19 protein-coding genes are annotated in these 25,842 nt (G+C 71.0%); 10 read left to right on the top strand and 9 right to left on the bottom strand.

Going from position 1 to position 25,842, the window contains the following annotated elements; translation table 11 throughout:
• Positions 1–171: 171 nt before the first annotated feature.
• Positions 172–4,395: a hypothetical protein gene (locus LR394_RS18675; protein ID WP_231443657.1), complete on the bottom strand. Its 4,224-nt coding sequence runs from the start codon at positions 4,393–4,395 to the stop codon at positions 172–174.
• The gene (locus LR394_RS18670) at positions 4,392–4,664 is read right to left on the bottom strand and encodes a hypothetical protein (RefSeq protein ID WP_231443655.1); all 273 of its coding nucleotides are present in this window, start codon (positions 4,662–4,664) and stop codon (positions 4,392–4,394) included. Before LR394_RS18670 ends, LR394_RS18675 begins: the two co-directional genes overlap by 4 nt.
• Positions 4,665–5,074: 410 nt before the next feature.
• Between LR394_RS18670 and LR394_RS18665 the strand changes: the two genes are divergently transcribed.
• The gene (locus tag LR394_RS18665; RefSeq protein WP_231443653.1) at positions 5,075–7,135 is read left to right on the top strand and encodes a putative bifunctional diguanylate cyclase/phosphodiesterase; all 2,061 of its coding nucleotides are present in this window, start codon (positions 5,075–5,077) and stop codon (positions 7,133–7,135) included.
• A gap of 5 nt (positions 7,136–7,140) precedes the next feature.
• Here the strand turns inward: LR394_RS18665 and LR394_RS18660 are convergent, their stop codons facing one another.
• Entirely contained in the window at positions 7,141–8,115 is a 975-nt protein-coding gene (locus LR394_RS18660) for a threo-3-hydroxy-L-aspartate ammonia-lyase (protein ID WP_231443651.1), read from the bottom strand.
• A gap of 23 nt (positions 8,116–8,138) precedes the next feature.
• On the opposite strand from LR394_RS18660, the gene LR394_RS18655 reads away from it, so the two are divergent.
• Positions 8,139–8,519, top strand: a complete 381-nt coding sequence (locus tag LR394_RS18655) for a VOC family protein (protein WP_231443649.1) — start codon at positions 8,139–8,141, stop codon at positions 8,517–8,519.
• A gap of 3 nt (positions 8,520–8,522) precedes the next feature.
• On the opposite strand, the gene LR394_RS18650 is transcribed toward LR394_RS18655, so the two are convergent.
• Positions 8,523–9,659, bottom strand: coding sequence for an ROK family transcriptional regulator (locus LR394_RS18650; RefSeq protein WP_231443647.1), 1,137 nt, complete (start codon positions 9,657–9,659; stop codon positions 8,523–8,525).
• Between the two features lie 51 nt (positions 9,660–9,710).
• Here LR394_RS18650 and LR394_RS18645 point away from each other — a divergent pair, with 51 nt between their 5' ends.
• Entirely contained in the window at positions 9,711–11,000 is a 1,290-nt protein-coding gene (locus LR394_RS18645; RefSeq protein WP_231443646.1) for an MFS transporter, read from the top strand.
• 4 nt (positions 11,001–11,004) lie between these two features.
• On the opposite strand, the gene LR394_RS18640 is transcribed toward LR394_RS18645, so the two are convergent.
• Positions 11,005–12,216 (bottom strand): MFS transporter, encoded by a 1,212-nt coding sequence (locus tag LR394_RS18640; RefSeq protein ID WP_231443644.1) that lies wholly within the window; start codon positions 12,214–12,216, stop codon positions 11,005–11,007.
• Here LR394_RS18640 and LR394_RS18635 point away from each other — a divergent pair.
• Complete coding sequence (locus LR394_RS18635; protein ID WP_231443641.1) at positions 12,215–13,273, top strand: ArsR/SmtB family transcription factor; 1,059 nt, start codon at positions 12,215–12,217, stop codon at positions 13,271–13,273. The two genes, LR394_RS18640 and LR394_RS18635, sit on opposite strands and share 2 nt — an antisense overlap.
• On the opposite strand, the gene LR394_RS18630 is transcribed toward LR394_RS18635, so the two are convergent.
• The gene (locus LR394_RS18630; RefSeq protein WP_231443639.1) at positions 13,249–14,712 is read right to left on the bottom strand and encodes a hypothetical protein; all 1,464 of its coding nucleotides are present in this window, start codon (positions 14,710–14,712) and stop codon (positions 13,249–13,251) included. The genes LR394_RS18635 and LR394_RS18630 overlap by 25 nt on opposite strands.
• 563 nt (positions 14,713–15,275) lie before the next feature.
• Between LR394_RS18630 and LR394_RS18625 the strand changes: the two genes are divergently transcribed.
• Genes LR394_RS18625 through LR394_RS18615 form a run of 3 tightly spaced genes read left to right on the top strand, consistent with a single transcriptional unit; the run spans position 15,276 to position 18,846 of the window.
• On the top strand, positions 15,276–16,859 hold the full coding sequence (locus tag LR394_RS18625; RefSeq protein ID WP_231443637.1) for a sugar transferase: 1,584 nt from the start codon (positions 15,276–15,278) through the stop codon (positions 16,857–16,859).
• A 2-nt stretch (positions 16,860–16,861) separates the two neighbouring features.
• A complete protein-coding gene (locus tag LR394_RS18620) occupies positions 16,862–18,244 on the top strand; it encodes a glycosyltransferase (RefSeq protein WP_231443635.1) in 1,383 nt (460 codons plus the stop codon).
• Entirely contained in the window at positions 18,241–18,846 is a 606-nt protein-coding gene (locus tag LR394_RS18615; RefSeq protein ID WP_231443633.1) for an LbetaH domain-containing protein, read from the top strand. The genes LR394_RS18620 and LR394_RS18615 overlap by 4 nt, the downstream gene beginning before the upstream one ends.
• Here the strand turns inward: LR394_RS18615 and LR394_RS18610 are convergent.
• The 3 genes from LR394_RS18610 to LR394_RS18600 form a co-directional block, all read right to left on the bottom strand.
• Positions 18,829–19,407: a TetR/AcrR family transcriptional regulator gene (locus tag LR394_RS18610; RefSeq protein WP_231443631.1), complete on the bottom strand. Its 579-nt coding sequence runs from the start codon at positions 19,405–19,407 to the stop codon at positions 18,829–18,831. The two genes, LR394_RS18615 and LR394_RS18610, sit on opposite strands and share 18 nt — an antisense overlap.
• 60 nt (positions 19,408–19,467) lie before the next feature.
• Positions 19,468–20,670, bottom strand: a complete 1,203-nt coding sequence (locus tag LR394_RS18605; protein ID WP_231443629.1) for an MFS transporter — start codon at positions 20,668–20,670, stop codon at positions 19,468–19,470.
• Positions 20,671–20,737: 67 nt separating this feature from the next.
• Positions 20,738–21,556 carry a mycofactocin-coupled SDR family oxidoreductase gene (locus tag LR394_RS18600; protein WP_231443724.1) on the bottom strand — a complete coding sequence of 273 codons (819 nt, stop codon included), beginning with the start codon at positions 21,554–21,556 and terminating at the stop codon, positions 20,738–20,740.
• A 171-nt stretch (positions 21,557–21,727) separates the two neighbouring features.
• Between LR394_RS18600 and dhaK the strand changes: the two genes are divergently transcribed.
• The 3 genes from dhaK to ptsP are packed head-to-tail and all read left to right on the top strand — an operon-like array spanning position 21,728 to position 25,841.
• Positions 21,728–22,729, top strand: a complete 1,002-nt coding sequence (gene dhaK / locus LR394_RS18595; protein ID WP_231443627.1) for a dihydroxyacetone kinase subunit DhaK — start codon at positions 21,728–21,730, stop codon at positions 22,727–22,729.
• Entirely contained in the window at positions 22,730–23,386 is a 657-nt protein-coding gene (gene dhaL, locus LR394_RS18590; protein ID WP_231443624.1) for a dihydroxyacetone kinase subunit DhaL, read from the top strand.
• 4 nt (positions 23,387–23,390) lie between these two features.
• The gene (gene ptsP / locus LR394_RS18585; protein WP_231443622.1) at positions 23,391–25,841 is read left to right on the top strand and encodes a phosphoenolpyruvate--protein phosphotransferase; all 2,451 of its coding nucleotides are present in this window, start codon (positions 23,391–23,393) and stop codon (positions 25,839–25,841) included.
• Position 25,842: the final 1 nt, after the last annotated feature.

The raw sequence follows: 25,842 nt of genomic DNA, 5'->3' as shown, positions 1-25,842 counted from the left end.
GCACCCCTCGGCAACCGGTCCGCCGCCGGGTCAATTCAGGACATCTTGTGATGCAATTTCCGGGTAGTGCAGGGGTACATCAATCGATTCGGTAAGCATTCCCGAACCAAAAGCAATCGAGCGCGTCAGGCGAACCTGAACACGCTCGATTGCCAAGGGTGACGAGCCGGATCAACGGACGGCTTCGTCCCCCACTTTCTCGCTCTCCTGGACGTCGGTGCTCTCCGCCTCGGGAGCACTCGCCTGCAGGGGCACCTGATCGGTGAAGGGGACCAGAGCACCCGGCGGTTTGCCGTGCCCGGTTACCTCCACCACCGGACCACGCCCGCGACGCGGCCCGCGGCGATTCCAGAAACCGGAGCGGGGTACCGGGTCACCCTCTACCCCGTCCTCGTCCTGCATCCGCTTACCTACGCCAACCGGCTCGATCACTCCGCCCACCCGTCCGGAAGAAACCGTCCCTGGGCTCATCCAGCGAGGGCGAGGCCTTTCGGCCTCCTCTTCCTCGAAGGCCTCTACCCCGTCCTCTTCGTCAGCCTCTTGAGCGGTCGGGAGGGGGATCGGGATCGGGTTGGTCGGCGGGGCCGGCTCATTACCAACGGACGCGTCCGGCCCAGTCACCGAAGTGGGCTCGCTCGCGCTCCCCCCACCTTCTCCACCGACAGACGCTTCGGTCCCGGTCCCCGGGGTCTCTCCAGCCCCGTCGATCTCAGCCCTGTCGATCTCAGCCCTGTCGATCTCAGCCCGGGCGGCACTCGTCCGTGGACGACGCAGCTCGCGCCGGGTCAGTGGTGCCTGGGCCGGCATGTTCACCGGCAGCAGGATCGGCAGATCGATCGGCCCCGAGACCACGCTCTTGACCCGCGCGGCCAGGCCCTGGTCCTCGGGCTGGGCAGGAGTGGGACTCGGGTGCTCACGCGGCGTCGGCGCCAGAACGTCGGTGCCCTGCGGGTACGAGTCCGGGGCAGGCAAGGGCTGGATGTAGACGTCCTGCGGCCGCAAGTCGTCCATCCCGGGGTGCGCTGCCGGTGCGTAGGGACTGACGTCTCGCGGCCCAAGGGCATCGACGTCCGGCCCAAGACCCGAGGTGGTTTCGGCGTCCAGCTCCAGCGCCGCGACGTGACCAAGCCGATCCGCGTCGCATTCGAAGCCGGCCTCCTCAACCTGACCGGCCCGCTCGTCATGGCCGGGCAAGTCCAGGTGGCCGGTGTGGCCCGACAGTCCGGTGCGCCCTGACCGTTCGGTGCGGCCCGACCGGCCGTCGTGGCCGAGTGGGATCTCGGGTGGTGCCTGCTCAGCGTGAACGGCCGGATCAGGGTGAACTACCTCAGCGGCGTCGTTGCCAGGGTCGTTCTGAACTGCCCGGCCATCCTCGGCGAAGGTGCTCCGATCGGCGTCGCCAGCCCGGTCGTCGGAGCCAGCCCGGTCGCCGTCGCCTGGGTGGTCGTCGTGGCCTGGGTGGTCGTCGTGGCCTGGGTGGTCGTCGTCACCAACCCGGCTGCCGTGACCAACCCCGTTGCCATGACCAACCTGGTCATCGCCACCAACCCCGGTGCCATGACCAACCCCGCTGCCGTGGCCAACCTGGCTGCCGGGGCCGGAGCGATCGGTGGGCTCGGCGTTGGCCGCGTACGCGAGCGGGGCGATCGGGATCGGTCCGGTGACCCGCTCGGTCACCGAACGGTGAGCCGTCCCCGAACCAGCGGGCGACGGCGCCACCGGAGCCATCATCGACTGCTGCAGCACCGGCCCGGCAGTCCGCCCGATCTTGCGGGTAGCGCCCTGGTCGGCCCGTCGCTCGATCGCGGTGAGGTCGATCTGCTGCGGCGCTTCGAGCGGGCGCAGGTCGATGGAACGCGTCTCGGCCACGTCGGTTCCGGCGACGGCTCCGGCCCTGACTTCGGCGGCAGCCTCGACGAGCCCGGCCCCGGCATCCGCTGAAACGGGTTCGGGGGTCTGCTTGTTCTGGCGGAACGTCTTGTCCTGCAGTGCGGTGACCGCGGCCTGCTCGGCAGCTCGTTCCTTGGCCACCTGGGTGAGGGCCGCCCAGCGCCGGGCCACCCGTTCCTGCATCAGTTTTTCCTGCTGGGCCTTCTCCTGGTTCGCCTTGTCCGCGGCCTTCTGAGCGGCGGCCGCGGCCAGGAAGACGGGCTCCAGTTCCTCGGAAGGGGCGTCCCCAGAAGCGAAGACCGGGATGTTCAGCGGGTCGACCAGAGGATCGAAGCCGCGCTGGGCCGGTCCACCGGAATGATGACCGGACATGGCACCGCGTGGGCTCGTCGGCGTTTGGTCCTTGCGGGCCTGGCTCCCCGGCGACAACTTCGCCGACTGCCGAGCGCCGGAATGCGAGTTCGGCGTCCGGTTGGGTCTCGACTGCAGATCTGCCGATGACTGCGCGTCAGACGAAGGTCGGCCCGTGGGCAGTGCCTCAGGGCGAACGCCGGCCGGAACGGGAGACTCGATCGAGGGGACGTCGGCGGGGCGAGCATCCGCTTCGTCGCTGTCGGCCTCGGCCCGGCGAACGTCAACTTCGCGAAGGTCGATCTCGCGGGCGTTCGCCGTCGAAGTCTCAACGCCCTGGGCGGCGGCATCCGCTGTGTCAGCCGGGCGACGCTCAACCCCGCGGACATGATCCTCCCGCGCCTCGCCCTCCCGCGTCTGCTCTTCCCGAGTCTGGTCGGCACGAGTCTGGTCCGCACGAGTCTGGCCCGCACGAACGTCGGCCGCCCGAACCTCGACTGCATGAACATCGACTGCACCGGCATCGCCCGCAACGGCATCGGCCCGGCGGACATCAACCTCGCGAGAACCGGCCTCGTGCATACCGGCCTCGTAGACATCAGCCTCGTGAACCTCGGCCCCGCGAATGTCGATCTCGGAGGCACCGAAGCCGGTCGCCACAGCCTTGCGGACCAGTTCCTCGATCGGACCCGCGACGCCTCCGGACTCCCCGGCCACCGTCGGGTCAGCTTCGACCAGGTTCACAGCGCCAGCAGGTTCGCCGGCATCCGAGCGACCAACCTCGACCAGATTCTCGGCCGGGTTCTCTGCCGGCGCCTCGTCCTCCCGCTCCCCCGCAACGATGGAGTCGGCGATCGGAGTGGCCTCGGACGCGGCGGCCTCAGCGCTGAACCGAACCTCACCCAAGACCGCCAAGACCTCTTGCCCAGCGTCACTTTCCTCATCCGCATCAGCCGCGGAGAACACCACCGGGTCGCTCATCCAGAAACGTTCGGACGCCTGCCCATCGACCGGTGCATCATCCGCAATCGGCGCATCGACCGGACCATCCAGATCCTCGCGGCCCGAGCTGTCAGAGCGGCCCGAGCGGCTCGAGGCCCAGGCCGAGTTGAGCACAGCCACGGCCGCCTCAGCCGGCGGAACCCATTCCGAAGGGATCTCCGCAACCGGCGCAGGAGCAGGCTCCTCAGTGGGAGCAAGTTCTTCAGCGGGCCGTGCCCACTCGGAAACCTCCTCGGCCGCGCGCTGCGCAGCCTGCTCAGAAACCCGCTCGAACGTCTCGGAGCCGGGCCGTTCGAACCCGTCCACCCCGAGAACGTTCGTCGTGTGCAGGTCCGGCTCCCCCGCGTCCTCTGCTGTCTCGTCAACAACCGGCGTCGGGCCGGTGTCCTCCCAGTTCTCCAGCTCGGGCACGACCTCGAGCGCCCGCACCGCCTCGAGCTCGGCCCGGGCGGCCTCGTCCTGCTCAAGCAGGGCGAAGTCGGCGGCGGACTCGGCCGACAGAGGTCCGCCGGCCGCCTCCCCAGCACCCACGAGCGGCAGCTCGCCGGTGGGCACCGAGACCAAACGCCGTGGCCTCGGCCCTGATCCGGGTGTGGGGACGGGCTCGATCGCCTCGTCGGTACGGCTGCGGCGCCGACCCATCAGCTGGCGCTGGAAACTCACGGCGCGCACCCAGACGTCGCTGACCTCGACCTCACCCGGCTCGGGCGAGGCGTAGGGCCAGAACGGCCCGCCCGGCGGCAGCAGACTGCCCGGGCCCACCGCACTGATCAGGCTGCCGGCCAGGGCGCTGTCCAGCACCGGGCGGGTGCTGGCGTGCCGGCCGGACTCGGGTGCGCGGCCGTCCTTGGCGGCCCGGTCGCAGAAGTCGATCATGGCGAAGACCCGGAAGTCCTCGACGTCGATCTCGCCCATCCGCACGGCATCGACCAGGTCGTCCCGCAGCTGCGCGGCCTGGTGCCGGCGGGAACTGCGCCGCCCCGCCCGGACCACCAGCCCGATCAGCACCAGCAGGAACCCCGACACGACGAGGGCCGCCACGGTCAGTTCCGGGTGCTGCTCCATCTGCTCACGGGTCCGCCCGGCGGAATCGGCCGCCTCGGACCACATCCGGCCGGCGAAATCCCCGGCCCGCGCCGACCAGTCACTCATGATGCCTCCGCTCGTGGCGCCGGGCGGTAGGCGCAGTTCTCGTGCAGGCCCTCACGCAGGGCGGTCAGCTCACCGGTCGCCGCGGCGAAATCCTCGTGCCAGCGGTCGTTCTCCATCGACAACTCGGTGTTTCTCGCTCTCAGCTGGGCGTTCTCCCGGCGGTAGCGGGCGGCCAGAAGCACCACGACACACCCGAGCACGACGAGAAGGACTCCGGCGCCGCCCAGGGCAGCACCCGACAGATCGATCTGCGAAAGGTCCCCCGGCACGCAGAAGCCCCTCTCAACCAGTTCTGGGGACCCCGCCGGTCCCAGGTCCGAAGCTCGGCGTCGCGATCCCTGCGGCGCGTCCGGGTTTCCACCTGCCATCCGAGCTGGCGTCGCTCACTGTAGTGGACATCAACTGTGAGTTAAAGCTTCAGCGTGTCCGAACCGAGTTATGGCACTCCTGCTGCACCGACATCGTCGGTCAAGTCCCGGCCGGGCCTCTCCGCTCATCCCTTTTCCGCGCCATCGAAGCAGGTCAGCGGCACCTCACCGGCAGATGCCCGGTTCAGCTACTTATGTGCAAAACAACCCATTAGGCTCGGGTGACGGCCGAGACCGCTGCCGGGTGGTCCGTCATCCACGCACCATCCCACCGACCACCGGCCGCGGTCCGCAGTTGTGGAGGGAATCCGGTGAACACCACGCCCGAGAAGGCCGGAGCGTTCCCGCAGAGCACACCCCAACACCTGGTGCGGATCAGATCCCGGGCGAACGGCACGCGCTCGATCAGGGACGGCGGAGCCAGCATGAGCCAGAGCACACCGACCGTCGGGGCCGACGGCGGCAACGGGAACGGCAAGAGCAACGGGTCCGGCAACGGCACGTCCGCGGCGCCGGTCCCGGCCGAGCGGGACGTCCTCGCCCTGGACGGCACCTCGGTCAACACCGCCCTGTTCGCCTGGGAGTGGGCCCGGCTGATGGCCGGCACCGGCTTCGTGGCGGCCGACCGCACGGTGGTGGTGGCCGACCTGCGCCGCTGGACGATCCGGCTGATCGAGACGCTGCGGGCCGTGGAGTTCGACCCCGGCCCGGCTTCCGAACTGGGCCAGGCGCTGGTGCAGATGGGCTTCGGCGCCCCCGACGCCCTGGGCCGCACCACCGCGCTGATCATCCGCCGCTTCCTCGGCGGCGACGACGAGGAGCTGCAGCAGCGGGTCGCCGAGGTGATCTCCGCGATCAGCGCCGGCTTCGTGCGGGCGGTGCGCGACAAGACGCTCGAGGAGCAGGACGCGATCCGCAGCTCGGCGCTGCTGGCGCTGGAGCGGGTGCGGGACGACCAGCGCCGGGCCGAGCTGCGCGACCCGCTGACCGGCCTGCTCAACCGCAAGGGCTTCACCGCCGCGCTGACCGAGCTGCTGGCCACCTCTCCGCCGGGTGTGCTCGGGGTCTGCCTGCTCACCCTGGGCGGGTTCGAGCCGCTCGACCGCGGGTTCGGCCCGGCGGTCGGCGACCAGCTGCTGCGGACCGTGGCCGAGCGTCTGCAGACCCGGTTCCCCGGCCAGCAGGAGCTGATCGGCCGGGTCGGGCGCGACGAGTTCATCGTCGCGGCGATCGGCGTGCAGTCGATGGGACACAACCAGCAACGGACGGGCGACACCACGAGCGCTGAGGGCGTCGCCGAGCGGGTGGCCGGGGCGCAGAACGCGGTCCGCGCCCCGATCGCCCTGGGCGAGCAGGCGATGGTGCTCTCCCCCTCGGTGGGCGTGGTGTCCCGGCCGACCGCCTCGGCCGATCCGGAGACCGTGCTGCGCGACGTGGGCCTGGCCGGTGCCTGGGCCCGCGAGCGCGGTACCGGCTCGATCGCGTTGTTCGAGGTCGAGCGGGCGGCCAAGCAGGTCGCCGGGCTGACGCTGGCCGCCGAGCTGCCCCGGGCGATCACGTCCGGACGGCTGCTGGCGCACTACCAGCCGATCGTCGGGTTGCGCTCGGGCCGGGTGGAGATGGTCGAGGCGCTGGCCCGGTGGGAACACGAGCGGCTGGGCCTGCTCGAGCCGGACTCGTTCATCCCGCTGGCCCAGCGGGCCGGGCTGATCGAGGAGCTCGGGCGCAGCGTGCTGGAGCGGGCCTGCCGGCAGGCCCGGGCCTGGGACCGGTCGCTGGGGCGGGGCCCGGCGGTTTCGGTCAACCTGGATCCGCAGCAGCTCACCGAGCAGGCCACGGTGCGGCACGTGGTCACCGTGCTGGAGAGCACCGGTCTACCGCCGCACCAGCTGCAGCTGGAGATCACCGAGCACGCGGCGCTGGGCGATCCGTCGGCCCAGGCGGTGATCCGCGATCTGGCGCACGTCGGAGTGAGCCTGGCCCTGGACGACTTCGGCACCGGGCGGGCGCACCTGGCCCGGCTGGCCGAGCTGCCCGGGCTGGGGGTGCGCACGCTGAAGCTGGCCGGTGACTTCCTGGCCGCCGAGCGTCCGCTGCCGAGCCCGGCCGACGCCGCACCCGTCCGCCGGGCCAGCCGGTTGTTCGGGTCGGGGCGCCAGCAGCCGCCGGCCCCGGGTTCGGGCCGGCGGGACGTGCTGGCCTCCACCATCGCCCTCGCCCACCGGCTGGGCATGCAGGTCACGGTGGAAGGGGTGGAGACGGCGGCGGATCAGGAGCTGGTCACGTCGCTGGGCGCCGACCACGCGCAGGGCTCGTTCTACAGCGTGCCGATGCCGGTGGCCGACTGCAACGAATACCTGCGGCGCCCGTAGCGATCTCAGACGCTGGTGAGCAGCTGGGCGTAGCGGTCCAGGTCGACGTTGCCGCCGGTCAGCACCACGCCGATGCGCGCGCCCGCCAGGTCACCCGGGGCCCGGCGCAGCGCGGCGGCCAGGCCGAGCACTCCGGTGGGCTCCACCACGAGCTTGGCGTTGACCGCGAGAAGCCGCATGGCTGAGGCCAGTTCGGCGTCCGAAGCGGTGAACACGTCGTCGACCAGGTCGCGGATGATCGGGAAGGTGTGCTGTCCCAGCGAGGTGGTCTGGGCGCCGTCGGCAATGGTCTGCGGGGTGGGGATGGTGACGATCCGGCCCGCCCGCAACGACTGCACCCCGTCGTCCCCGGCCTCCGGCTCCACCCCGTACAGCTCGATCCCCGGCGCCAGAGCCCTTGCACTGAGCGCGGTTCCGGACAGAAGCCCACCACCGCCCAACGGAACGAAGAGCGCATCGAGCCCAGAGACGTCCTCAATCAGCTCTTTGGCCGCTGTGCCCGCTCCGGCGATCACATCCGGGTGATCGAACGGCGGCACCAGACTCAGGCCCTTCTCCTCGGCCAGCTTCGCCGCGATGGCCAGCCGGTCTTCGGTGTAACGGTCGTAGCCGACGACCTGGGCGCCGTACTCCTTGGTGGCGGCCAGCTTTGAAGCCGGGCTGTCGTGCGGCATCACGATCGTGGCGGAAACGCCGAGCGCCCGCGCGGCCAGGGCGACGGCCTGCGCGTGGTTGCCGGACGAGAACGCGACCACACCCTTCCGTTGCTGCTCAGGACTCAGCCGGGCGATCGCGTTGTACGCGCCGCGGATCTTGAAAGCCCCGATCCGCTGCAGGTTCTCACACTTGAAGAAGATCTGGGCCCCGGCGGCGGCGTCGATCCGGCGGCTGGTGACGATCGGGGTGCGGTGCACGAACCCTTGGATCCGGGCGGCGGCGGCCTCGACATCTGCGTAAGTGACTGCGGGAGCGTCCGACATGCCCCGCATTCTAAACTGGGCCCATGACGAGACCATCGCTGACGCTGACCAGCACAGTGCTCGACACCGACGACGTGAAGGGGCTCTCGGAGTTCTACCTCAGGCTTCTGGGCTGGGAACTGGACCAGGACGAGCTGCCCGACTGGCGCAAGATCAAGGCCCCGACCGGTGCCGGGCTGTCGTTCCAACTGGAGCAGGAGCACGTGCGCCCGGCCTGGCCGGCCGCTGACGGGCAGGTCCGGATGCAGGTCCATCTCGACATCCTGGTGCAGGAACTGGAACCGGCCGTGGCCTGGGCACTGGAGTGCGGCGCCACCCTGGCCACCTTCCAGCCGCAGGACGACGTGCGGGTGCTGCAGGACCCGTCCGGCCACCCGTTCTGCCTGTACCTGCCCGGGGCCTGAAGATCAGGTAGGCAGCAGGGGCCAGAGCCGGGCCCAGGCCTCCTCGGCCGCACCCGCCACCGGACCGCCCTCGAGAAGCTCCGCCGCCACCACCGGTGGCGGGTCCGACCGGCGAAAAGCCATGAGCCCGGCCAGATAGGCATCGTCCAGCGAGCGCGAGGCAGCCGCCAGGTAGTCCACCCCCAGCCCGCCGACCGACACCAGGTCCGGATCGATCGCATTGACCAGCCCGGCAATGCCCCGGCCCAGGCGGGCGGCGACCACCTCGACCGCCTGACGTTCCCGCTCCCCCGCCTCGGTCGCGGCCGCCGCCAGCACCCGCCGGGCATAGGCCACCGGGTCTTTGGGGTCGGGATGGTCCAGCAGCCGGGCCAGGGCGTGCCCGTCCAGACTCGGCCCCCAGCAGCCCCGCGCCCCGCACGGGCACTCCACGTCGTCTGCGCCGAACGGGATGTGCCCGAACTCCCCGCCCAGCCCCACCGCCCCGGTCAGCACCCGCCCGTTCTCGACCAGCGCCCCGCCCAGCCCCGCGTCCACCCGGATGTGCAGGGCCACGGCCGCCCCGACCGCCGCGCCCCGCCGGGATTCGGCCGCCCCGGCGAAGGTGGCGTCGTTCCCGACCGCCGTCACCGGCGCATTCGGCCACAGCGTGGCCAGGTTCACCCCCGACCAGCCCAGCGTGCTCGCCTCCACCAGCCGGTCCATCGCCACCAGGCCGGGCACCGAGACGCCCATGCCCCGGATCCGTCCCCGGAACCGCCGCCGCAGGCGGGTCAGCCGGTCCTTCACCTCGACCAGGATCCGGTCGCCCTCGCCGTAGGCGTGCGCCATCTCCTCGTCGCCGTCGCAGGCCACCACCGCACCGCCCAGCTGAACCACCTCGGCCCGCCAGGACTCGTGCGTGAAGGCCACCGCCAGCACCAGCGGCCCCTTGGGGTGCGGCTGCAGAACGGTGGTCGGCCGGCCGCGGCCGGAGGGCTCGGCGGGACGCTCGCTGATCAGCTCGGCGGCTGTGAGCCGCGCCACCAGCTCGGTGGCCGCACCGGTGCCGATCCCGACCAGACGGGCCGCATCGGCGCGGGTCACGTCGGGGTTTTCGTGTACCACCCGGAGCAATTCGGACGCCCTCGTCCCGATCACGACCGAAGCACTCCCTGTTTTTGCTCGACAACAGAGTTTAATATCGAGCGTGTGTCCAGCCCCGACCTGAGCCAGACCCATGCCCTTCTCCCTGACCCGGTGGCCCCGGTCAAGCAGCCCCCGGCAAGTGCGTTCCGCCTGCCGGACAGGCCCAACTATGCCGCCTTGATCGTCCTGGCGACATGTTCGTTCATCTTCGTCACCGCCGAGATGATGCCGGTCGGCCTGCTGCCGGAGATCAGCGCCGGCCTGGACGTCACCCAGGCGCAGGTCGGTCTGCTGCTGACCTCGTACGCCGCCGTGGCCGCGGTCACCACCATCCCGATGACCGCCCTGACCATGCGTTTCCCCCGGCACCGGCTGCTCGCGGCCACGCTGCTGGTGTTCGTGGTGGCGCAGCTGATGGCCGCGTTCGCCCCCTCGTTCCTGGTTCTCACCCTGGCCCGGGTGTTCTCGGCCGCGGCCCACGGCGTGTTCTGGGCGATCGTCGCGCCGATCGCCTCCCGGCTGGCCCCGCCGCAGATGGCGGGCAAGGCGATGGGCCTGGTGTTCACCGGCTCGGCCCTGGCGATGGTGATGGGTGCTCCCCTGGCCACCGTGATCGGTCAGGCCAGCAGCTGGCGGATCGCGGTGGTCAGCGTGGCCGCGGTGGGTGCGCTCAGCCTGGTCGGCATCCTGCTGGTGGTGCCCGTCCTGCCGGTCCTGCCGAAGGACGCGGCAGCCAGCCTGGGCGGCCTGTTCGCCAGTGCAGGGCGCCAGATCGTCTCCAAGGCAACCGTTCCCGGCTGCGCCATCACGGTGATCGCGGTGCTCGGGCAGTTCACCGCCTACACCTACGTGGCGCCCCTGGCCGAGCGCGGTGGGGGCATCACCGGCAGCTCACTGGCCCTGCTTCTGCTCGGTTTCGGCATCGCCGGGGTGCTCGGCAACCTCACCGCCGGGCGGTTCATCGACCGTCGGCCCGACCTGGTGACGATGACCATCCTGGGCCTGATGTCGCTGTCGATGGCGGTGCTGGTCACCACCCCGGGCCTGGTGATCACCGCGGTGATCGTGATCCTCTGGGGTTACGCCTCCTCCCCGTTGTCGATGGCGTTGCAGGCCGCGGTGATCCGCCGGGCCCCGACCACCAAGGACGCGGCCGCCTCGGTGCAGGTGGTGGCCTTCCAGATCGGCATCGGCAGCGGCGCCCTGCTGGGCGAACGGCTTTTCCACAACGGCCATCTGGTGCTCCTGCCGGTGATCGGCGCGGTGCTCACCGCGGTGGCGCTGCTGCTGGTGATGCGGGCCAAGGAGACCTTCCCCAGCCGTCCGGTGGCCCACGTGGACGCGATGCACTGAGATCTCATTGAGGGACGGTTGCCGGCGCCGGTTTCGTAGTGGTGGCGCTCAGCATCCGGGTGCCGGCACCGGCCGCAACGAAGGCCCCGCCCAGGAACAACCAGCCGGGTAAACCGTAGGCGAGGGCGCTGGAGGTGATCACCACCGGCGCCAGCGCCGCCCCTACGGCAGCACCGGTCTGGCTGACTCCCTGATAGGCGCCGGGACGGGCGGGATCGGCCAGCTCGAAGGCCAGTTCCCAGCCACCCGCCTCGGACAGCACCTCGCCGCAGGAGTGCACCAGGACGGCGAACACCAGGACGATGCTGGCCACCAGGGCATCGAACCAGGCCGCGACCGGATAGAGCACACAGGCCAGGGCCAGCAGTCCGGTGGCGCCGAAGACCGTACGGCCGGCCGCCGGCACCCCGTTGACCAGGCGGGTGGCCGGAACCTGCAAGGCCGTCACCACGGCGGTGTTGAGCACGATGAAGATCCCGATCAGGGCGTCCGAGGCCTCGGTCCGGGTGGCCACCCACAACGGCAGGCCCAGGGTGAGCACCTCGAACTGGACGTAGATCACCCCGTTCAGGGCGGCCAGGGCCAGGTATCGGCGGTCGCGCAGCGGTGCTGGAGCGCCGGGCGTGGGCGGCGGGGCGCTGGGTAAGGTCAGCCGGGCCAGCGGCAGCGGCGAGCACAGCATCAGGACCGCAGCGGCGATCAGGGCGCTCCGACAGGCCGAAGCCGTGCCGATGGCGAGCGTCAGAGCCCCCAGTCCGGAGCCCACCGCCACGAAAATGTTTGTGATCACTCGCATCTTGGCCCGGGCTGCGGTCCGGCCGCTTCCGGCGAAGACCAGGGCGACGAGCGTGACCTTGGCCGTGCCCTGAACCCCCTGAGCTCCCAGCAGGGCGCAGGCCAGCAGGACGAAGAGCGCGACGTTGCCCTGCAGCAGGCAGTATCCGGTCAGCGCGGCAGCTTGGATCACCGCCGCCGCGGCCATGACCGTTCGGGTGCCGTACCGGTCGCAGAGCCGGCCGGCCAGAAAAGTCGTTGCGATGGCGAAGATCCCGGCGATGGTCAGACCGGCTCCGACCGTCCGCGCACCGAGGCCGGCCACCCGGGTCAGGTACAGCGCGCTGAGACTGAAGAGCAGGCCGAGCGTCGTGGCCGTCGCGGCCGAAGAAAGGTACAGCGCTTGCAGAACCGGATCTCGCCGGTGCGGTGCAGTGGGCATGCGCACAGTGCAGCCCGCTCGGCCGCCGACCGCGATCGATGTAGCGTTCTGCTTCATGGTGGTGCGCTACGCATTGACCGGCACCGCACTGGCCGACGTGCGGTTCGGCATCTCGCCGCTCAACGAGCTGGTGCTGTCGCTGCGCAGCTGGCGTGAGCCGGGCCGGTATCCGCTGCACCTGCCGTGGATCCGCCGGACCCGGCCGCTGCACGGGCAACTGGACACCGAGATGCTGCAGGCACTGGTCTCGTCCCGGCGCTGGGTGCCGGATTTCCTTACGCGGCAGCCCTCCTCACCGCTGACCCGGTTCGAGGAGGAGCTGGCCCGGCTGGAGTCGGTCCCCGCCGCCACGGTCCGCCGGGACGTGGCGGCGACCTACCCCGGCGACGAGCCAGTGCCCGAGGTGCTGCAGGGTCGCAACGCGCTCCGGCGGATGATCAGCGCACTGGAGGAGTACTGGCAGTTGTGCTTCGCTCCGGACTGGCCGCGCATGAGAGCGGTACTGGAGGCGGACGTCACCTATCGAGGCCGCCAGATCGCCCAGCACGGCCTGGCCACCATGTTCGCGGACCTGTCCGACCGTGTACGGATGGACGGCGACACCGTCGAAGTGCAATCCGGCGCCGGGCCGGACTGGATCCGGCCGGCGGACCAGGGCCTCACCCTGGTACCGAGCCTGTGGACCAGTGCCGCCTGCGTACCGGTCTCCCCCGACGAACCGCCCACGATCATCTACCTGCCCCGAGGCCGGGCAACCCTCTGGGAATCGGCCCCGCTGCCCACCTCCGAGGCCCTGGCCGGCGTCCTCGGATCACACCGGGCCGCGCTGCTGCAGCGCCTGGCCGCCCCCGCGTCCTCGACCGAACTGGCTCTCGGTCTGGGCGTCACCCCCACCGCGGTCAACCAGCACCTGCGGGCCCTGCGGGCGGCCGGACTGCTGGTGGCAGTCCGGCACGGCCGCTCGGTGCTCTACCGGCGATCCGACCTGGCCGAGCAGTTGCTGGCCGCATCGGGCGCTCAGGCGTCGGGCGTTCAGCCGTCGGTCGCCGCCCCGTAGATCGTCCGGGCGTTGGTGGTGGTCTGGGAGATGATCTCGGCGCTCTGCCCGGAGAACTCGGTGGTGTCCACCCCGCGCGTGGTCAGGAACGTGTCGATGCACTCCATCGTCCGCCGCACGAAGACCTGGTAGTACAGCTCCTCGTCGGCCGCGGCGAAGTGCTCGCCCAGATCGAAGTTGGTGACCTCCTCGCGCACGCTCTTCACCGCGCCGAAGTCCACGTCCCGCCGGCTGGCGATCTCGGAGTCGGCCTCGGCCGCGTTGGCCACGTCCAGCCGCGCCGTCCGGATGTTCTTCAGCATCGTCGAGGGCGCGTTCACCAGCAGGGAAGTGGCGGTGGCGAGGGCGATCGGGCCCAGCGTCTGCAGCTCCGTGGCCGTGCCCACCGGCAGCGAACGGGCCTCGTACAGCTCCGGGTGCAGCGGGCGCAGCGCGTACACCTGCCCCTCGATGAACAGCGTCTGGTTGGCCACGTGGGCCCGCACGAACAGCGAGACGATCACCTGCCCGCCCCAGGACGACAGCTGGAAACAGGTGTAGACCCGGGCCGATTCGTCCCGCCGGTCGAAGTAGGGCCGCAGCTGTGCGGTCGGCACCACGGTGACCGGGCGGCGGAAGTTCAGCTGCTCGGTCAGATCCCGTTCCAGCGGCCCGACCCGGTACAGATCCACCGACAACGCGCTGGCCCCGCCGCGCACGTACAGCCGATGCGCCCCGATCGGCCGGGGCGAGATCTTGCCGGGCAGCAGCTCCAGCAGCGCCGCCTGCAGCTCGGCCCCGGTGACCGGCTCGAACTCCGGTTCGGTGCGCTTGCTGATGTCGATGGTGATCTGCCAGGAGTCCAGCTTGACCCCGGAACCGACGAAGGGTGCGCCGTCGCCCCGGTAGAGCACCGCGTTGCAGCGGTTCAGGTCGTGCAGGGCCTCCTCGGCCGAGCGGCTGGCCAGCGGCGGGGGCGGGTCGGCAGCCGGGTCGAGCACCACGTCGACCGCCGCCCGCCGGGCCGTGCGCAGCTGGTTGAACACGATCCCGACCGCGATCACGTAGGCCCAGAACAGCAGGAACATCACCGCCAGGACCAGCTGGAACAGGTTCAGCACACCGGCCACCAGCAGCACGAAGGCGCCGATCAGGCCGGCCCCGACGTACCAGACGGCGCGGTTCAGCCAGCGGTCCCGGCCGGTCCGCAGCTCTTTCGCCCGGCTCGCGTGCCGGGCCAGCGCCACCACGTCCACCTGCCAGTTCGGGCTGAACGCCCGGCGGCTGGGGAAAAGCAGTGAGGCGTGGGCGAAGTCGGCGATGTCGTCGTGCAGGTAACAGGCCGCGCACAGCAGTCGGGTGACCAGGTCGTCGGGGGGTGCGGAGGATGGGCTCGGCTCCGCCAGATGCCGGCCCGCCGCGGACGATCCTGCTCTCCCGGTGGTCTCGTTCACAGTCACACGTCGCTCCCTGAGCATCTGAGGGTAGAAGCTCCACCGCCCGCGCGCGGGTGTGCCGCACCCACGCCCTACCAGCCGGTCAAATCACCATCAATCACCCAATGCAACCCGTCAATACCCGAGTGCCACATGACGGCTTCACGTGGTGTACGGTTCTGATCGCAGAAAGTGATCGAGCAACACTGAGCAACCAGCCACGCCAGGGACGGCGACGGCAGATCGCCGGATCCCGTGGGCGCAGGGCAACGAGGCCGTCGTCGGCGGGCACACACCGAAGGCCTTTCTTCTGCATTTCTTTTGCCTTTCGGTGATGCCCGGTGAGTCAGCCGGGGCGAATGCCCGAATTGGCCCGGGTGGCCATTTCCCGCACCATCGGCCGATCGGCGAATTCTCGGCTCGGCCGGGCGGTGCGGGTGTGCCACCCGAACGGGCCTGAACTCTTGAGGTTTCCGGAAAGTCCAGCGCTGCAAGATCATTCGCCCTAGCCTGGGCCCGGGTCCGTTTCGGCCAATGGGGGTCAGTTCCGGTCGGGCCTTTTTCCGTGCTGTGGGGGGCGAATTGCGATGTCCGTTTCCGAGGCCTCAGGAGCAGCGCTGTCCATCGACCAGCTCCCCGCGTCGACGACCGCCACCGTGCCTCAGCAACTGGTGGCGAACCCCGACCCGGGGCCCGTCGCCGAGGTCGCCTTCGACGAACTGCTGGTGCCCTCGGCGCGGACCAATCACCGGATCACCCGCCGCCCGGAGCGCCCGCGCGACCTGCTCGAGCGCTACAGCCGGTATGCACGGGGCTGGGACGGGACGGTGGCCGCGCTGGGCGCCGCGCTCGCGGTACGGGTGCGGTTCGGGACCGTTCCCGACGTGTACCTGCTGCTGCCCGTGCTGCTGCCGGTCACCTGGGTCACCCTGGCCTGGCTGTACCGCACCTACGAGCACCGCTACGTCGGGGCGGGCGCCGACGAGTTCCAGCGGCTGGTCCGGGCCGGGCTGATCCTGTTCGCCACCGTGGCCGCCGTGGCCTACATCCTCAACGGCAACTTCCCGCGCACGCTGGCCCTGATGACGGTGCCGTTCGCGGTGCTGGGCAGCATCTTCGGCCGCTGCCTGCTGCGGATCGGGCTGCGCCGCTCGCGGGCGGCCGGGCGCGGGCTGCACCGCACCCTGGTGGTCGGGCGCAGCCACGCCGCGATCGCCCTGATCGAGCAGCTGCGGCACACCGAGAACTCGCTGCACCACGCCATCGTGCCGGTCGGGGTCTGCCTGCCGGCCGACGAGGTCTCGCTCTCGCACGTGCACGACGTCCCGGTGCTGGGCACCCCCACCCAGGTGCTCGCGGCCGTGGAGTACTCCGCCGCCGACGCGGTGGCCATCGTCTCCCAGCCCGACCTTTCCGGGCACACCCTGCGCCGGCTGTCCTGGGCCCTGGAGGACCGCGGGGTGGAGTTGCTGGTCTCGCCCGGCATCGTCGAGGTGGCCGGGCCCCGGCTCTCGATCCGCCCGCTGGCCGGGATGTCGCTGCTGCACCTGGAACGCCCGGTGCTCAAGGGCACCCGGCGGGCGATGAAGGTGGCCTTCGACTACAGCGCCACCCTGGTCCTGCTGGTCCTGCTCGGCCCACTGATGCTGGCCCTGGCCCTGGCCGTGCGGCTGACCAGCCGGGGCCCGGCGCTGTTCCGGCAGACCCGGGTGGGCACCGACGGCCGCGAGTTCACCGTGTACAAGTTCCGCTCGATGGTCACCGACGCCGAGGCCCGGCTGAAGGAGCTGGCCAAGGCCGACGAGGGCAACGGGGTGCTGTTCAAGATCCGCAACGACCCCCGGGTCACCCGGATCGGCCGGGTGCTGCGCAAGTACTCGCTGGACGAACTGCCCCAGCTGCTGAACGTGCTGCGCGGCAACATGTCCCTGGTCGGCCCGCGGCCCCCGCTGCCCAGCGAGGTGGCCGGCTACTCCCCCACCGAGATCCGCCGGCTGCGGGTGCGTCCGGGCATGACCGGCCTCTGGCAGGTCTCCGGCCGCTCGGACCTGACCTGGGAAGAGTCGCTGCGGCTCGACCTGCGCTATGTCGACAACTGGTCACTGGCGCTCGATCTGTCCATTCTCTGGCGCACCGTGCGCGCCGTGACCCATGGCTCGGGAGCCTACTGACGATGGATCCACGCCCGACCGTTCAGGAACCACAGGCCGAACTGCCGGTCATCCTGCCGAAAGCACCGTTGTCGGCGGCAGTCCCCAGTCAGCGCCACACCTCGCCGCTGGCCGGCAAGCACGTGCTCGTGGTGGGGATCAACTACGCCCCCGAGCCGACCGGGATCGCGCCGTACACCACCGGGATGGCCGACCACCTGGCGATCGGCGCCCGCAGCGTCACCGTGCTCACCGGCATGCCGCACTACCCGAACTGGCAGCTCGACCCGCAGTACCGGTTCCGGCTGCGCAGCCGCGAGGTGGCCCGCCAGACCGGGGACGCGTTCGACGGGGTGGCCGGGCTGGGCCAGCACGACGGGCTGACCATCCGGCGGCTGCGCCACTACGTGCCCGGCCGGCAGACCGCGCTGCGCCGGGCCGGTTACGAGCTCACCTTCCTGCTGAACTGCCTGACCACCGGGATCGAGCAGCGCCCCGACGTGGTCGTGGCGGTCACCCCGGCGCTGGGCGGGGCGGTCGCGGCGGCCCAGATGGCGCAGCGCACCGGGGCCAAGCTGATCGTGGTGGTGCAGGACCTGATGGCGAAAGCCGCCAGCCAGAGCGGCATCGCGGGCGGCGGCAAGGTCGCCCAGGCCACTGCGGCGGTGGAGCGCTACGCCCTGCGCCGGGCCGATCTGGTGGCTGTGGTCAGCGATTCCTTCCGCAGCCAGCTGCACGCCTACGGGGTGCCGGACGAGCGGATCCGGCTGCTGCCGAACTGGACTCACATCCACGCCTCCGGGCTGTCCAAGCCCGACGCCCGGGCCGCCCTGGGCTGGCCCCAGCAGCAGTTCACCGTGGTGCACACCGGAAACATCGGCCTGAAGCAGGATCTGGGCAATCTGGTCGAGGCGGCCCGGATCTGCGCCCGGCGCGACGCCGGGGTGCGGTTCGTGATCGTCGGCGACGGCAGCCAGCGCGAGGCGATCCGGGCCCAGGCTCACGGTCTGGAGAACCTGGATTTCATCGGGCCTTTGGACGGTGTCCGGTACCCGCAGTCGCTCGCTGCCGCCGATCTGCTGGTGGTCAACGAGCGGCCCGGGGTGGGTGACATGTCGCTGCCCAGCAAGCTCACCTCGTACCTGACCGCCGGCCGGGCGGTGCTCGCCGCGGTCGGGCCGGAGGGTGCCACCGCCACCGAACTGCGCCGCACCAACGGCGCCGCCCACCTGGTGGCCCCCGGCGATCCCGCGGCACTGGCCGCGAGCGTGCTGGCGCTGCGCGCAGCCCCCGGCCAGTGCCTGGAAATGGGTCTGCTGGGGCGCAAATACGCCGAGGCCAACCTGGGCCGGGAGGCCGCCGCGGCCCGTCTGGACGCGCTGATCGAGGAGTGCACCGAACGATGAGCGAGCACGTGGACCAGACCATCCGCGCGGTGCCCAGCCCGGGCCGGCGGGCTGTCCCCTCGCTGGACGCCCTGCTGAGCCCGCACAACCCACCCGCGCCCCCGCGTCCGTTGCTGGTACGTGATCTTTCCGCCTTCACCGGAGCCGGGTACGACAAGAAGCGCTCGCCCCTGTGGCAGGCCGCCTGGTTCGCCACGATGAACCTGGTGTTCTCGAAGTGGTGGCTGCCGGCCCGTTTCCGCCCGGCGATCCTGCGGGCGTTCGGGGCCCAGGTCGGCGAGCGGGTGCTGATCCGGCACCGGGTGCGGGTGCAGTGGCCGTGGAATCTGAGCATCGGCGACGACTGCTGGATCGGTGAGGGAGTGTGGCTGCTCAACCTCGAGCCGATCACGATCGAGGACGACGTCTGCCTGAGCCAGGAATCGATGCTGTGCACCGGTAGTCACCGGCACGACGACCCGGCGTTCGAGTTCGACAACGCCCCGATCCACATCGGCCAGGGCGCCTGGGTCGCCGCCCGGGCCACCGTGTTACGCGGGGCCACGGTCGATCCGGGCGAAGTGGTCCCGGCGCATGCCGTGCGTTCACGCCGGCGTCGCTGACCCCCAGGAACCGAGGCTGCGGCACAACGCCTGGACCAGCAGGTCGTAGCTGCGGTCCACGTCCACCGGCATCCCGAACCCGCCGGCGATCTCCAGCGTGGAGAAGCCGTGCAGCACCGAGCGCACCGCCCGGGCCCCGTCCACCGCGTCTTTGCCGGAAAGGCCGTACCCGGCCAGCACATCCATCAGCACGCTCAGGGCCTCTTCGCTGACCGCGACCGCCTGCTCGTCGGTGGCGGAGGCAGCGCGCACGGTGGTCGCGTACCGCCCCGGATGCTGCTTGATCCACTGCCGGGCCGCCGCCATCAGGGCGATCACCGCCGCATCACCGGCTTTTCCGGCGGCGGCCCGCGACATCACCTGCCCCAGCTCGGTCATCGCCCGCAACGAGATCTCCCGCTGCAGCGCCTCCATCCCGCTGACGTGCTTGTACAGGCTGGGCAGCTTCACCCCGAGCCGGGCCGCCAGCGCGGCCAGGGTCATCGCCGGCAGACCCACCTCGTCGGCCAGTTCCTCGGCCCCGGCCACCACTCGTTCCGGGGTCAGCCCCACTCTGGGCACAGCTCGCCCCTTCCGGCCAGTGAGCTAACTTGCCTAGCCCAAGAGCTAGCCATAGTAGCCTCAGGCCGGCTCGCGGGTCGAGGGCGCCACCAGGAAGCCGACGAACATTGCCACCGCGACCGCCAGCACCGCGCTGAGCACCGAGAACGTGTCGCCGAGCAGCCCGACCAGCGGCGGGCCGCCCAGGAAGGCGCAGTACCCGATCGAGGCGACCACACTGACCCGGGCCGGCGCCCGGGTGGGCTCGTCGGCCGCGGCACTCATCCCGACCGGGAAGCCGAGCGCCGTACCCAGCCCCCACAGCAGCGTCCCGACGAAGGCCAGCGGCGCGTTCGGGCCGAGAACGAACAGCAGGATGCCGAGGGTCGCGGTGGCCGCCATCACCTGCAGCAGGCCCACCCGGCCGAACCGGGCCAGCAGGTGCGGGCCGAACCAGCGGCCCACCGTCATCGCGGTCAGGAACAACGCGAAACCCAGGGTGCCGAGCGCGATCGAGGTGCCGTGCCCGTCGATCAGCGCCACGCTGGCCCAGTCGTTGCCCGCCCCCTCGGCGAAGGCGAAGGTCAGCACGAACAGCCCGATCAGCAGGGTGCGCGGTTCGGTCCAGGCCGCCAGGGCGGAGACCTTCGAACCAGAGGACGTCGGCGCCCCGGGTTCGAGCTCGGGTTCCGGTTCGGTGTCGGGGACGAAATCACGGACGGCGACGGGCACCAGGGCGGCTATCAGCAGTCCCACGACCAGCAGGTGCCCGGTCGGTGAAACGTGCAGCGCCACCATCAGCGCCCCCAGCAGCGCCCCGGCCACCGTGCCGAGGCTGAACCCGGCGTGGAAGCGCGGCATGATCGCCAGCCCGAGCCGCCGCTCCACCACTGCGCCCTGCACGTTCATCGCCACGTCCCAGCCGCCCTGGGCGAAGCCGAACAGCACCAGCCCGAAGGCCACCAGCGGCACTCCGGCCTGATAGCCCAGGGCCACCACGACCACCGCCAGCCCGTCCAGCGCGGCCAGCACCGCGACCGTGCGCCGGGAACCGAACCGGGTGACGATCGCCCCGGCCATCGGCAGCGCGGTCAGCGAGCCCACCGCAATCGCCAGCAGGAGCAGGCCGAGCTGGCCCGGGCTGAGGTCGAGCTGGCGCTGGAAGTGCGGGATCCGCGAGGCCCAGCTGGCGAAGATGAAGCCGGTGGCGATGAAGGCGGCGTAGGTGGCCCGCACTCCGGCCCGGGTCTCGGCGCGCTCGATGCGCTCCAGTTCGGCGGTCACGTCGATGTGCCTCTCGGTCCGGGTGATTTTTTCAGCGTGAGAATAACCCGGACCGACCGGCTCACCGCTACTTCTTGTTCACGAAACCCGCGTCCACCGGCAGAGTCACCCCGGTGATGTAGCGGGCCTCGTCGCTGACCAGCCAGGCGATCGCGTTCGAGATGTCCTCCGGCTGCAGGACCGGCACCGGCAGCGCGTTCTGCAGCGGGCTGTTCCCCTCGGTCTCGGCCCGGTTCAGGAAGTCCTGCATCGCATCGTTCATGATCATCGGGGTGTTGACCCCGGTCGGGTGCACGGTGTTCACCCGGATCGAGTGCGGCGCCAGGTGGTTGGCGTACAGCCGCATCAGCCCGACCACGCCGTGCTTGGCCGCCGCGTAGCCCAGGCTGCCGGGGTTCCGGCCGCCGATCCCGACCAGGCCGGCGGTGGAACTGGTGATCACGATCGCCCCGCCCTGCCCGTTCTCGACCAGCGCCGCGCGGGCCACCTCGACGGTGTTGTGGACCCCGGTCAGGTTCACGTCGATCACGTCCTGCCACTCCCCGGCCGGCGGATCCAGCGAGATCGGCGCGATGCCGGCGTTGGCCAGCACGATGCGCACCGGCCCCAGCTCGGCCACCCCCGCGTCGAACGCGGCCTGCAGCGCCGGCCGGTCCCGGACATCGGCGATCTGCGTGAAGATCCGCCGGTCCAGCGCCTCCACCAGCCGGGCCGTCTCGGCCAGATCGTCCGGGGTCGCCAGCGGATACTGCACGGTGTCGATCTGCGCGCAGAGGTCGACCGCGATGATGTCGGCCCCCTCCTGGGCCAGCCGGAGGGCGTGGCTGCGCCCCTGCCCCCGGGCGGCCCCGGTGATGAAAGCAACCTGACCGTCAAGTTTCCCCACGTCGAACACTCCCCTTGTGATCACGGCGGCGATGCTGCGTCAGCAGAAGGCACGGTAGTTCGTCCGCGGTTGTCCCGTCTTCCGCTCCAGCCCGGTCCCTGGTGGCCCGCCGGGGCCTGGCGTAGGTTGGCACCGACCGGTGGATCAAGGACCGAGGAGCAGGAGCGCTCGATGAAGAAGCTGCTGAACGCCCCCTCAGACATCGTCGTCGAGTCGCTGCGCGGGCTGGGCCTGGCCCATCCGGAACTGCGGGTCGACCTCAATCACCGAATCGTCTACCGGTCCGACGCCCCGGTCCCCGGCAAGGTCGCGCTGATCTCCGGCGGCGGCTCCGGGCACGAGCCGCTGCACGGCGGTTTCGTCGGCCCGGGCATGCTCGACGCGGCCGTCGCGGGCGAGGTCTTCACCTCCCCGGTGCCCGACCAGATCGTCGAGGCGACCAAGAACGTGGACTCCGGGGCCGGAGTCGTGCACATCGTCAAGAACTACACCGGCGACGTGATGAACTTCGAGATGGCCGCCGAGATCGCCGCGGCCGAGACCGGTGTCGAGGTGGTCGCGGTGGTCACCGACGACGACGTGGCCGTGCAGGACTCGCTCTACACCGCCGGGCGCCGGGGTGTCGGGGTCACCGTCCTGGCCGAGAAGATCGCCGGGGCCGCGGCCGATGCCGGGCGCGACCTGAACGGCGTGGCCGACATCGTGCGCAAGGTCAACGAGAACGGCCGCAGCATGGGCGTGGCCCTCACCTCCTGCACCGTTCCGGCCGCCGGTAAGCCCACCTTCGACCTGCCCGGGACCGACATGGAGATCGGCATCGGGATCCACGGTGAGCCGGGCCGCCGCCGGGTGCCCCTGGCCCCGGCGAAAGAGATCGCCGAGATGCTCGTCGAGCCGATCCTGGCCGACCTGGACTTCACCGGCGGGGACGGGGTGATCGCTTTCGTCAACGGCCTGGGGGCCAGCCCGCTGCTGGAGCTCTACCTGATGTACGGCGAGGTCGCCGCGGTGCTGGAGAAGGCCGGGGTGCGGGTGGCGCGTTCGCTGGTCGGGCCGTACATCACGAGTCTGGACATGGCCGGTTGCTCGCTCACCCTGCTGAAGGTGGACGATGAACTGGTCCGTCTGTGGGATGCCCCGGTGCGAACGCCGGGACTGCGCTGGGGAGTCTGAGTGAGCGAGATCGTCGATGTCAGCACCTTGAAGTCGTGGCTGATCCGGTTCGCCGGGGACGTCGAGGAGCACGCGGCCGAGCTGACCGAGCTGGACTCGGCGATCGGGGACGCCGACCACGGGTCGAACCTGGCCCGCGGGATGAAGGCGGTGATCACCGCGCTGGTGGACGACGAGGCGCCGGACAGCATCGGCCCGATCCTCAAGCAGTCCGGCATGACTCTGGTCAGCACGGTCGGCGGGGCCAGCGGCCCGCTCTACGGCACGCTGTTCCTGCGGATGGCCGCCTCGGCCGGGGACTGCGACGCCCTCGGCCCGCAGTCGCTGGCCCAGGCCTTCCGGGCCGGGCTGGACGGCGTGGCGGCCCGGGGCAAGGCCACCGCGGGTGAGAAGACGCTGCTGGACGCCCTGATCCCGGCGGTCGACACGCTGGAGTCGGCGCTGGCAGAGGGCACCCCGTTCGACGATGCGATCCGGGCCGCGGCCGATGCCGCCGAGGCCGGGCGGGACGCCACGATCCCGATGCTGGCCACCAAGGGCCGGGCCAGCTACCTGGGCGAACGCAGTGTGGGACACCAGGATCCGGGCGCCACCAGCCTGGCTCTGCTGTTCCGGGCGGCGGCCAACACGATGATCGACGGTGAGGACGGAAAGTAGGCGCATGGTCGGGATCGTCGTCGTCTCGCACAGCCGGGCCCTGGCCCGGGCCGCCGTCGCGCTGGCCGAGGAGATGACGCCGGGCCGGCCGGTACCGATCGCCGTGGCGGCCGGCCTGGACGAGGAGACCCTGGGCACCGACGCCGCGGCCATCGCCCAGGCCATCGGCGCGGTGGACGGCGAAGACGGCTCCGTCGTGCTGATGGACCTGGGCAGTGCGGTGCTGTCGGCCGAGATGGCGCTGGAGTTCATTGAGGACGATGTCCGCCGGCGAACGCTGTTGTGCTCGGCGCCGCTGGTGGAGGGCCTGGTGGCGGCCGTGGTGGCGGCCGCTGGTGGGGCCGGGCGCGCAGAAGTAGCCGAAGAAGCGCGTAATGGCTTGCTCGGCAAGCAGTCCCAGCTGGCCGACGGCGGCGAGGTCGTGGAGGTGGAACAGCAGCAACCTCAGCCCTGGGCAACGGCTCGCCTGACGATCACGCCGCCCCACGGCCTTCATGCGCGCCCGGCTGCCAAACTGGTCGCCGAACTGCGCGGCCTGAACGCCGTCGTGGAAATCCGTAACGTCACCAAGGAATCGGCCTGGGTCAGCGCCGCCAGCCTCTCCCGGATCGCCACCCTGGGCCTGCGCACCGGGCACGAGGCCGAAGCCCGGGCCTCTGGTCCGGCAGCGGAGGAAGCCCTGCAGCGCCTCACTTCTCTGGCTGCTCGCAACTTCGACGAAAGCGCCGGCGCATCAGCCACGACCGGTTCTCCCGCCCAGCAGCCTTTTCCCACCGCTGCGCTACCGGCTTCCCCGGGCATCGCCATCGGCCCGATCCGTCACGCTGTCTCCGGCCCCACCCTGGAGAACTTCGAGGCTGAGCCCGCTACTTCTCCCGTCGATGAGAAACAGCGCCTCGAAAGCGCACTGGCTACTACCCGACAGCACATCCACGAGCTGAGAGCCACGGTTGCCCAAGGTGAATCGGCGATCTTCGACGCCCACCTGGCCCTGCTCGAAGACCCCGCTCTGCTGAATCAGACCCAGGCCGCGATCCTGGCCGGCCAGCCGGCGGCCCGGGCCTGGGCAGCCGCCACACTGGAAGCCGCCCGCCAGTTCGAGAGCCTGGACGACGAATACCTCGCAGCGCGGGGCGCCGACGTGCGCGCCGTGGGCGAACAAGTCCTGGCCGCCCTCCTGCCCCAGATCCCGATTGCGGAAACCCGTTCAGGCGAAGCCATCTTGGTCGCCCGCGATCTCGCCCCGGCCCAGGCCGCCACCCTCGACCCGGACACCACCCTCGCCGTCATCACCGCGTACGGCAGCCCGACCAGCCACGCCGCCATCCTGACCCGAGCGCGAGGGATACCCGCGATCGTCGCGGCGGGCACCGACGTCCTCAATTGGCCTGAAGGTACTGTCGTGGCACTCGACGCAACCACCGGCGAACTCATCGTCAGCCCCTCCCCCGAAACCATCGCCGCGTTCACCGGCCGGGCCGAAACCGCCCGCGCAGCAGCGGAAGCCGCTCAGGCCGACGCCCACCAGCCGGCCATCACCCGCGACGGGTTCCGGATCCTGGTGGGAGCCAACGCCTCCACCCCCGCCGAGGCCACCGCGGCTCGGGCCCTGGGTGCCGATCTGATCGGGCTGGTGCGTACCGAATTCCTTTTCCTCGGCCGGGAATCCGCGCCCGACGTGGACGAGCAGGAGTCCGCCTACCTCGATCTGGCGGACGCTTTCGGCGGCGAGCGGATCACCCTGCGAACTCTGGACGTCGGTGGCGACAAGCCGCTCGGCTACCTTCCGATGCCACTCGAGGCCAACCCGTTTCTCGGCGTCCGCGGGCTGCGCCTGGGCCTGCTGCGCACCGAGCTACTCACCGACCAGCTGCGGGCGATCGTGCGCACCGCCCACCAGACGCCGGTCAGCGTCATGTTCCCGATGGTCAGCACGCTGGACGAACTGCTGGCCGCACGGAGCCTGCTGGATCAGGTTCTCGCCACCGAGGGCACCCCGCCCGGGCTGCTGGTCGGGATCATGGTGGAGGTGCCGGCCGCCGCCCTGAAGGCCGCCAGCTTCGCCCCGCACGTGGACTTCTTCAGCATCGGCACCAACGACCTGACCCAGTACACGCTGGCCGCCGAGCGCGGCAACGAGGCGGTCGCGGCCCTGGGTGATCCGTTCGACCCGGCCGTGCTGCACCTGATCCGGGCCACCTGCAACGGCGCGGCTGGGCAGGCCGAGGTGGCGGTGTGCGGGGAGTTCGCGGCCGATCCGCGGGCCGTCTCACTGCTTCTGGGGCTCGGCGTCACCGAGCTCAGCGTGACTTCACGCCGGGTACCGGAGACCAAGCAGCGAGTCAGGTCGGCGAGCCTGGCCCAGAGTCGCACGACGGCCGAACAGGCCCTGCTGCGGGCGACTTCCGAAGAGGTCCGGGGACTACCGGGGGTCACAGCAAGCCACGACCGGTAGC

It is taken from the genome of Kineosporia babensis (assembly GCF_021129305.1).
GTDB lineage: Bacteria > Actinomycetota > Actinomycetes > Actinomycetales > Kineosporiaceae > Kineosporia > Kineosporia babensis.
This window is presented reverse-complemented; position numbering and strand designations above follow the sequence as displayed.

Coding starts and splice junctions, on each gene's coding strand:
- LR394_RS18675 (WP_231443657.1), bottom strand. CDS start 4,395: ATGAGTGACTGGTCGGCGCGGGCCGGGGATTTCGCCGGCCGGATGTGG.
- LR394_RS18660 (WP_231443651.1), bottom strand. CDS start 8,115: ATGTCGGACGCTCCCGCAGTCACTTACGCAGATGTCGAGGCCGCCGCC.
- LR394_RS18655 (WP_231443649.1), top strand. CDS start 8,139: ATGACGAGACCATCGCTGACGCTGACCAGCACAGTGCTCGACACCGAC.
- LR394_RS18635 (WP_231443641.1), top strand. CDS start 12,215: ATGCGCACAGTGCAGCCCGCTCGGCCGCCGACCGCGATCGATGTAGCG.
- LR394_RS18640 (WP_231443644.1), bottom strand. CDS start 12,216: ATGCCCACTGCACCGCACCGGCGAGATCCGGTTCTGCAAGCGCTGTAC.
- LR394_RS18625 (WP_231443637.1), top strand. CDS start 15,276: ATGTCCGTTTCCGAGGCCTCAGGAGCAGCGCTGTCCATCGACCAGCTC.
- LR394_RS18620 (WP_231443635.1), top strand. CDS start 16,862: ATGGATCCACGCCCGACCGTTCAGGAACCACAGGCCGAACTGCCGGTC.
- LR394_RS18615 (WP_231443633.1), top strand. CDS start 18,241: ATGAGCGAGCACGTGGACCAGACCATCCGCGCGGTGCCCAGCCCGGGC.
- dhaK (WP_231443627.1), top strand. CDS start 21,728: ATGAAGAAGCTGCTGAACGCCCCCTCAGACATCGTCGTCGAGTCGCTG.
- ptsP (WP_231443622.1), top strand. CDS start 23,391: ATGGTCGGGATCGTCGTCGTCTCGCACAGCCGGGCCCTGGCCCGGGCC.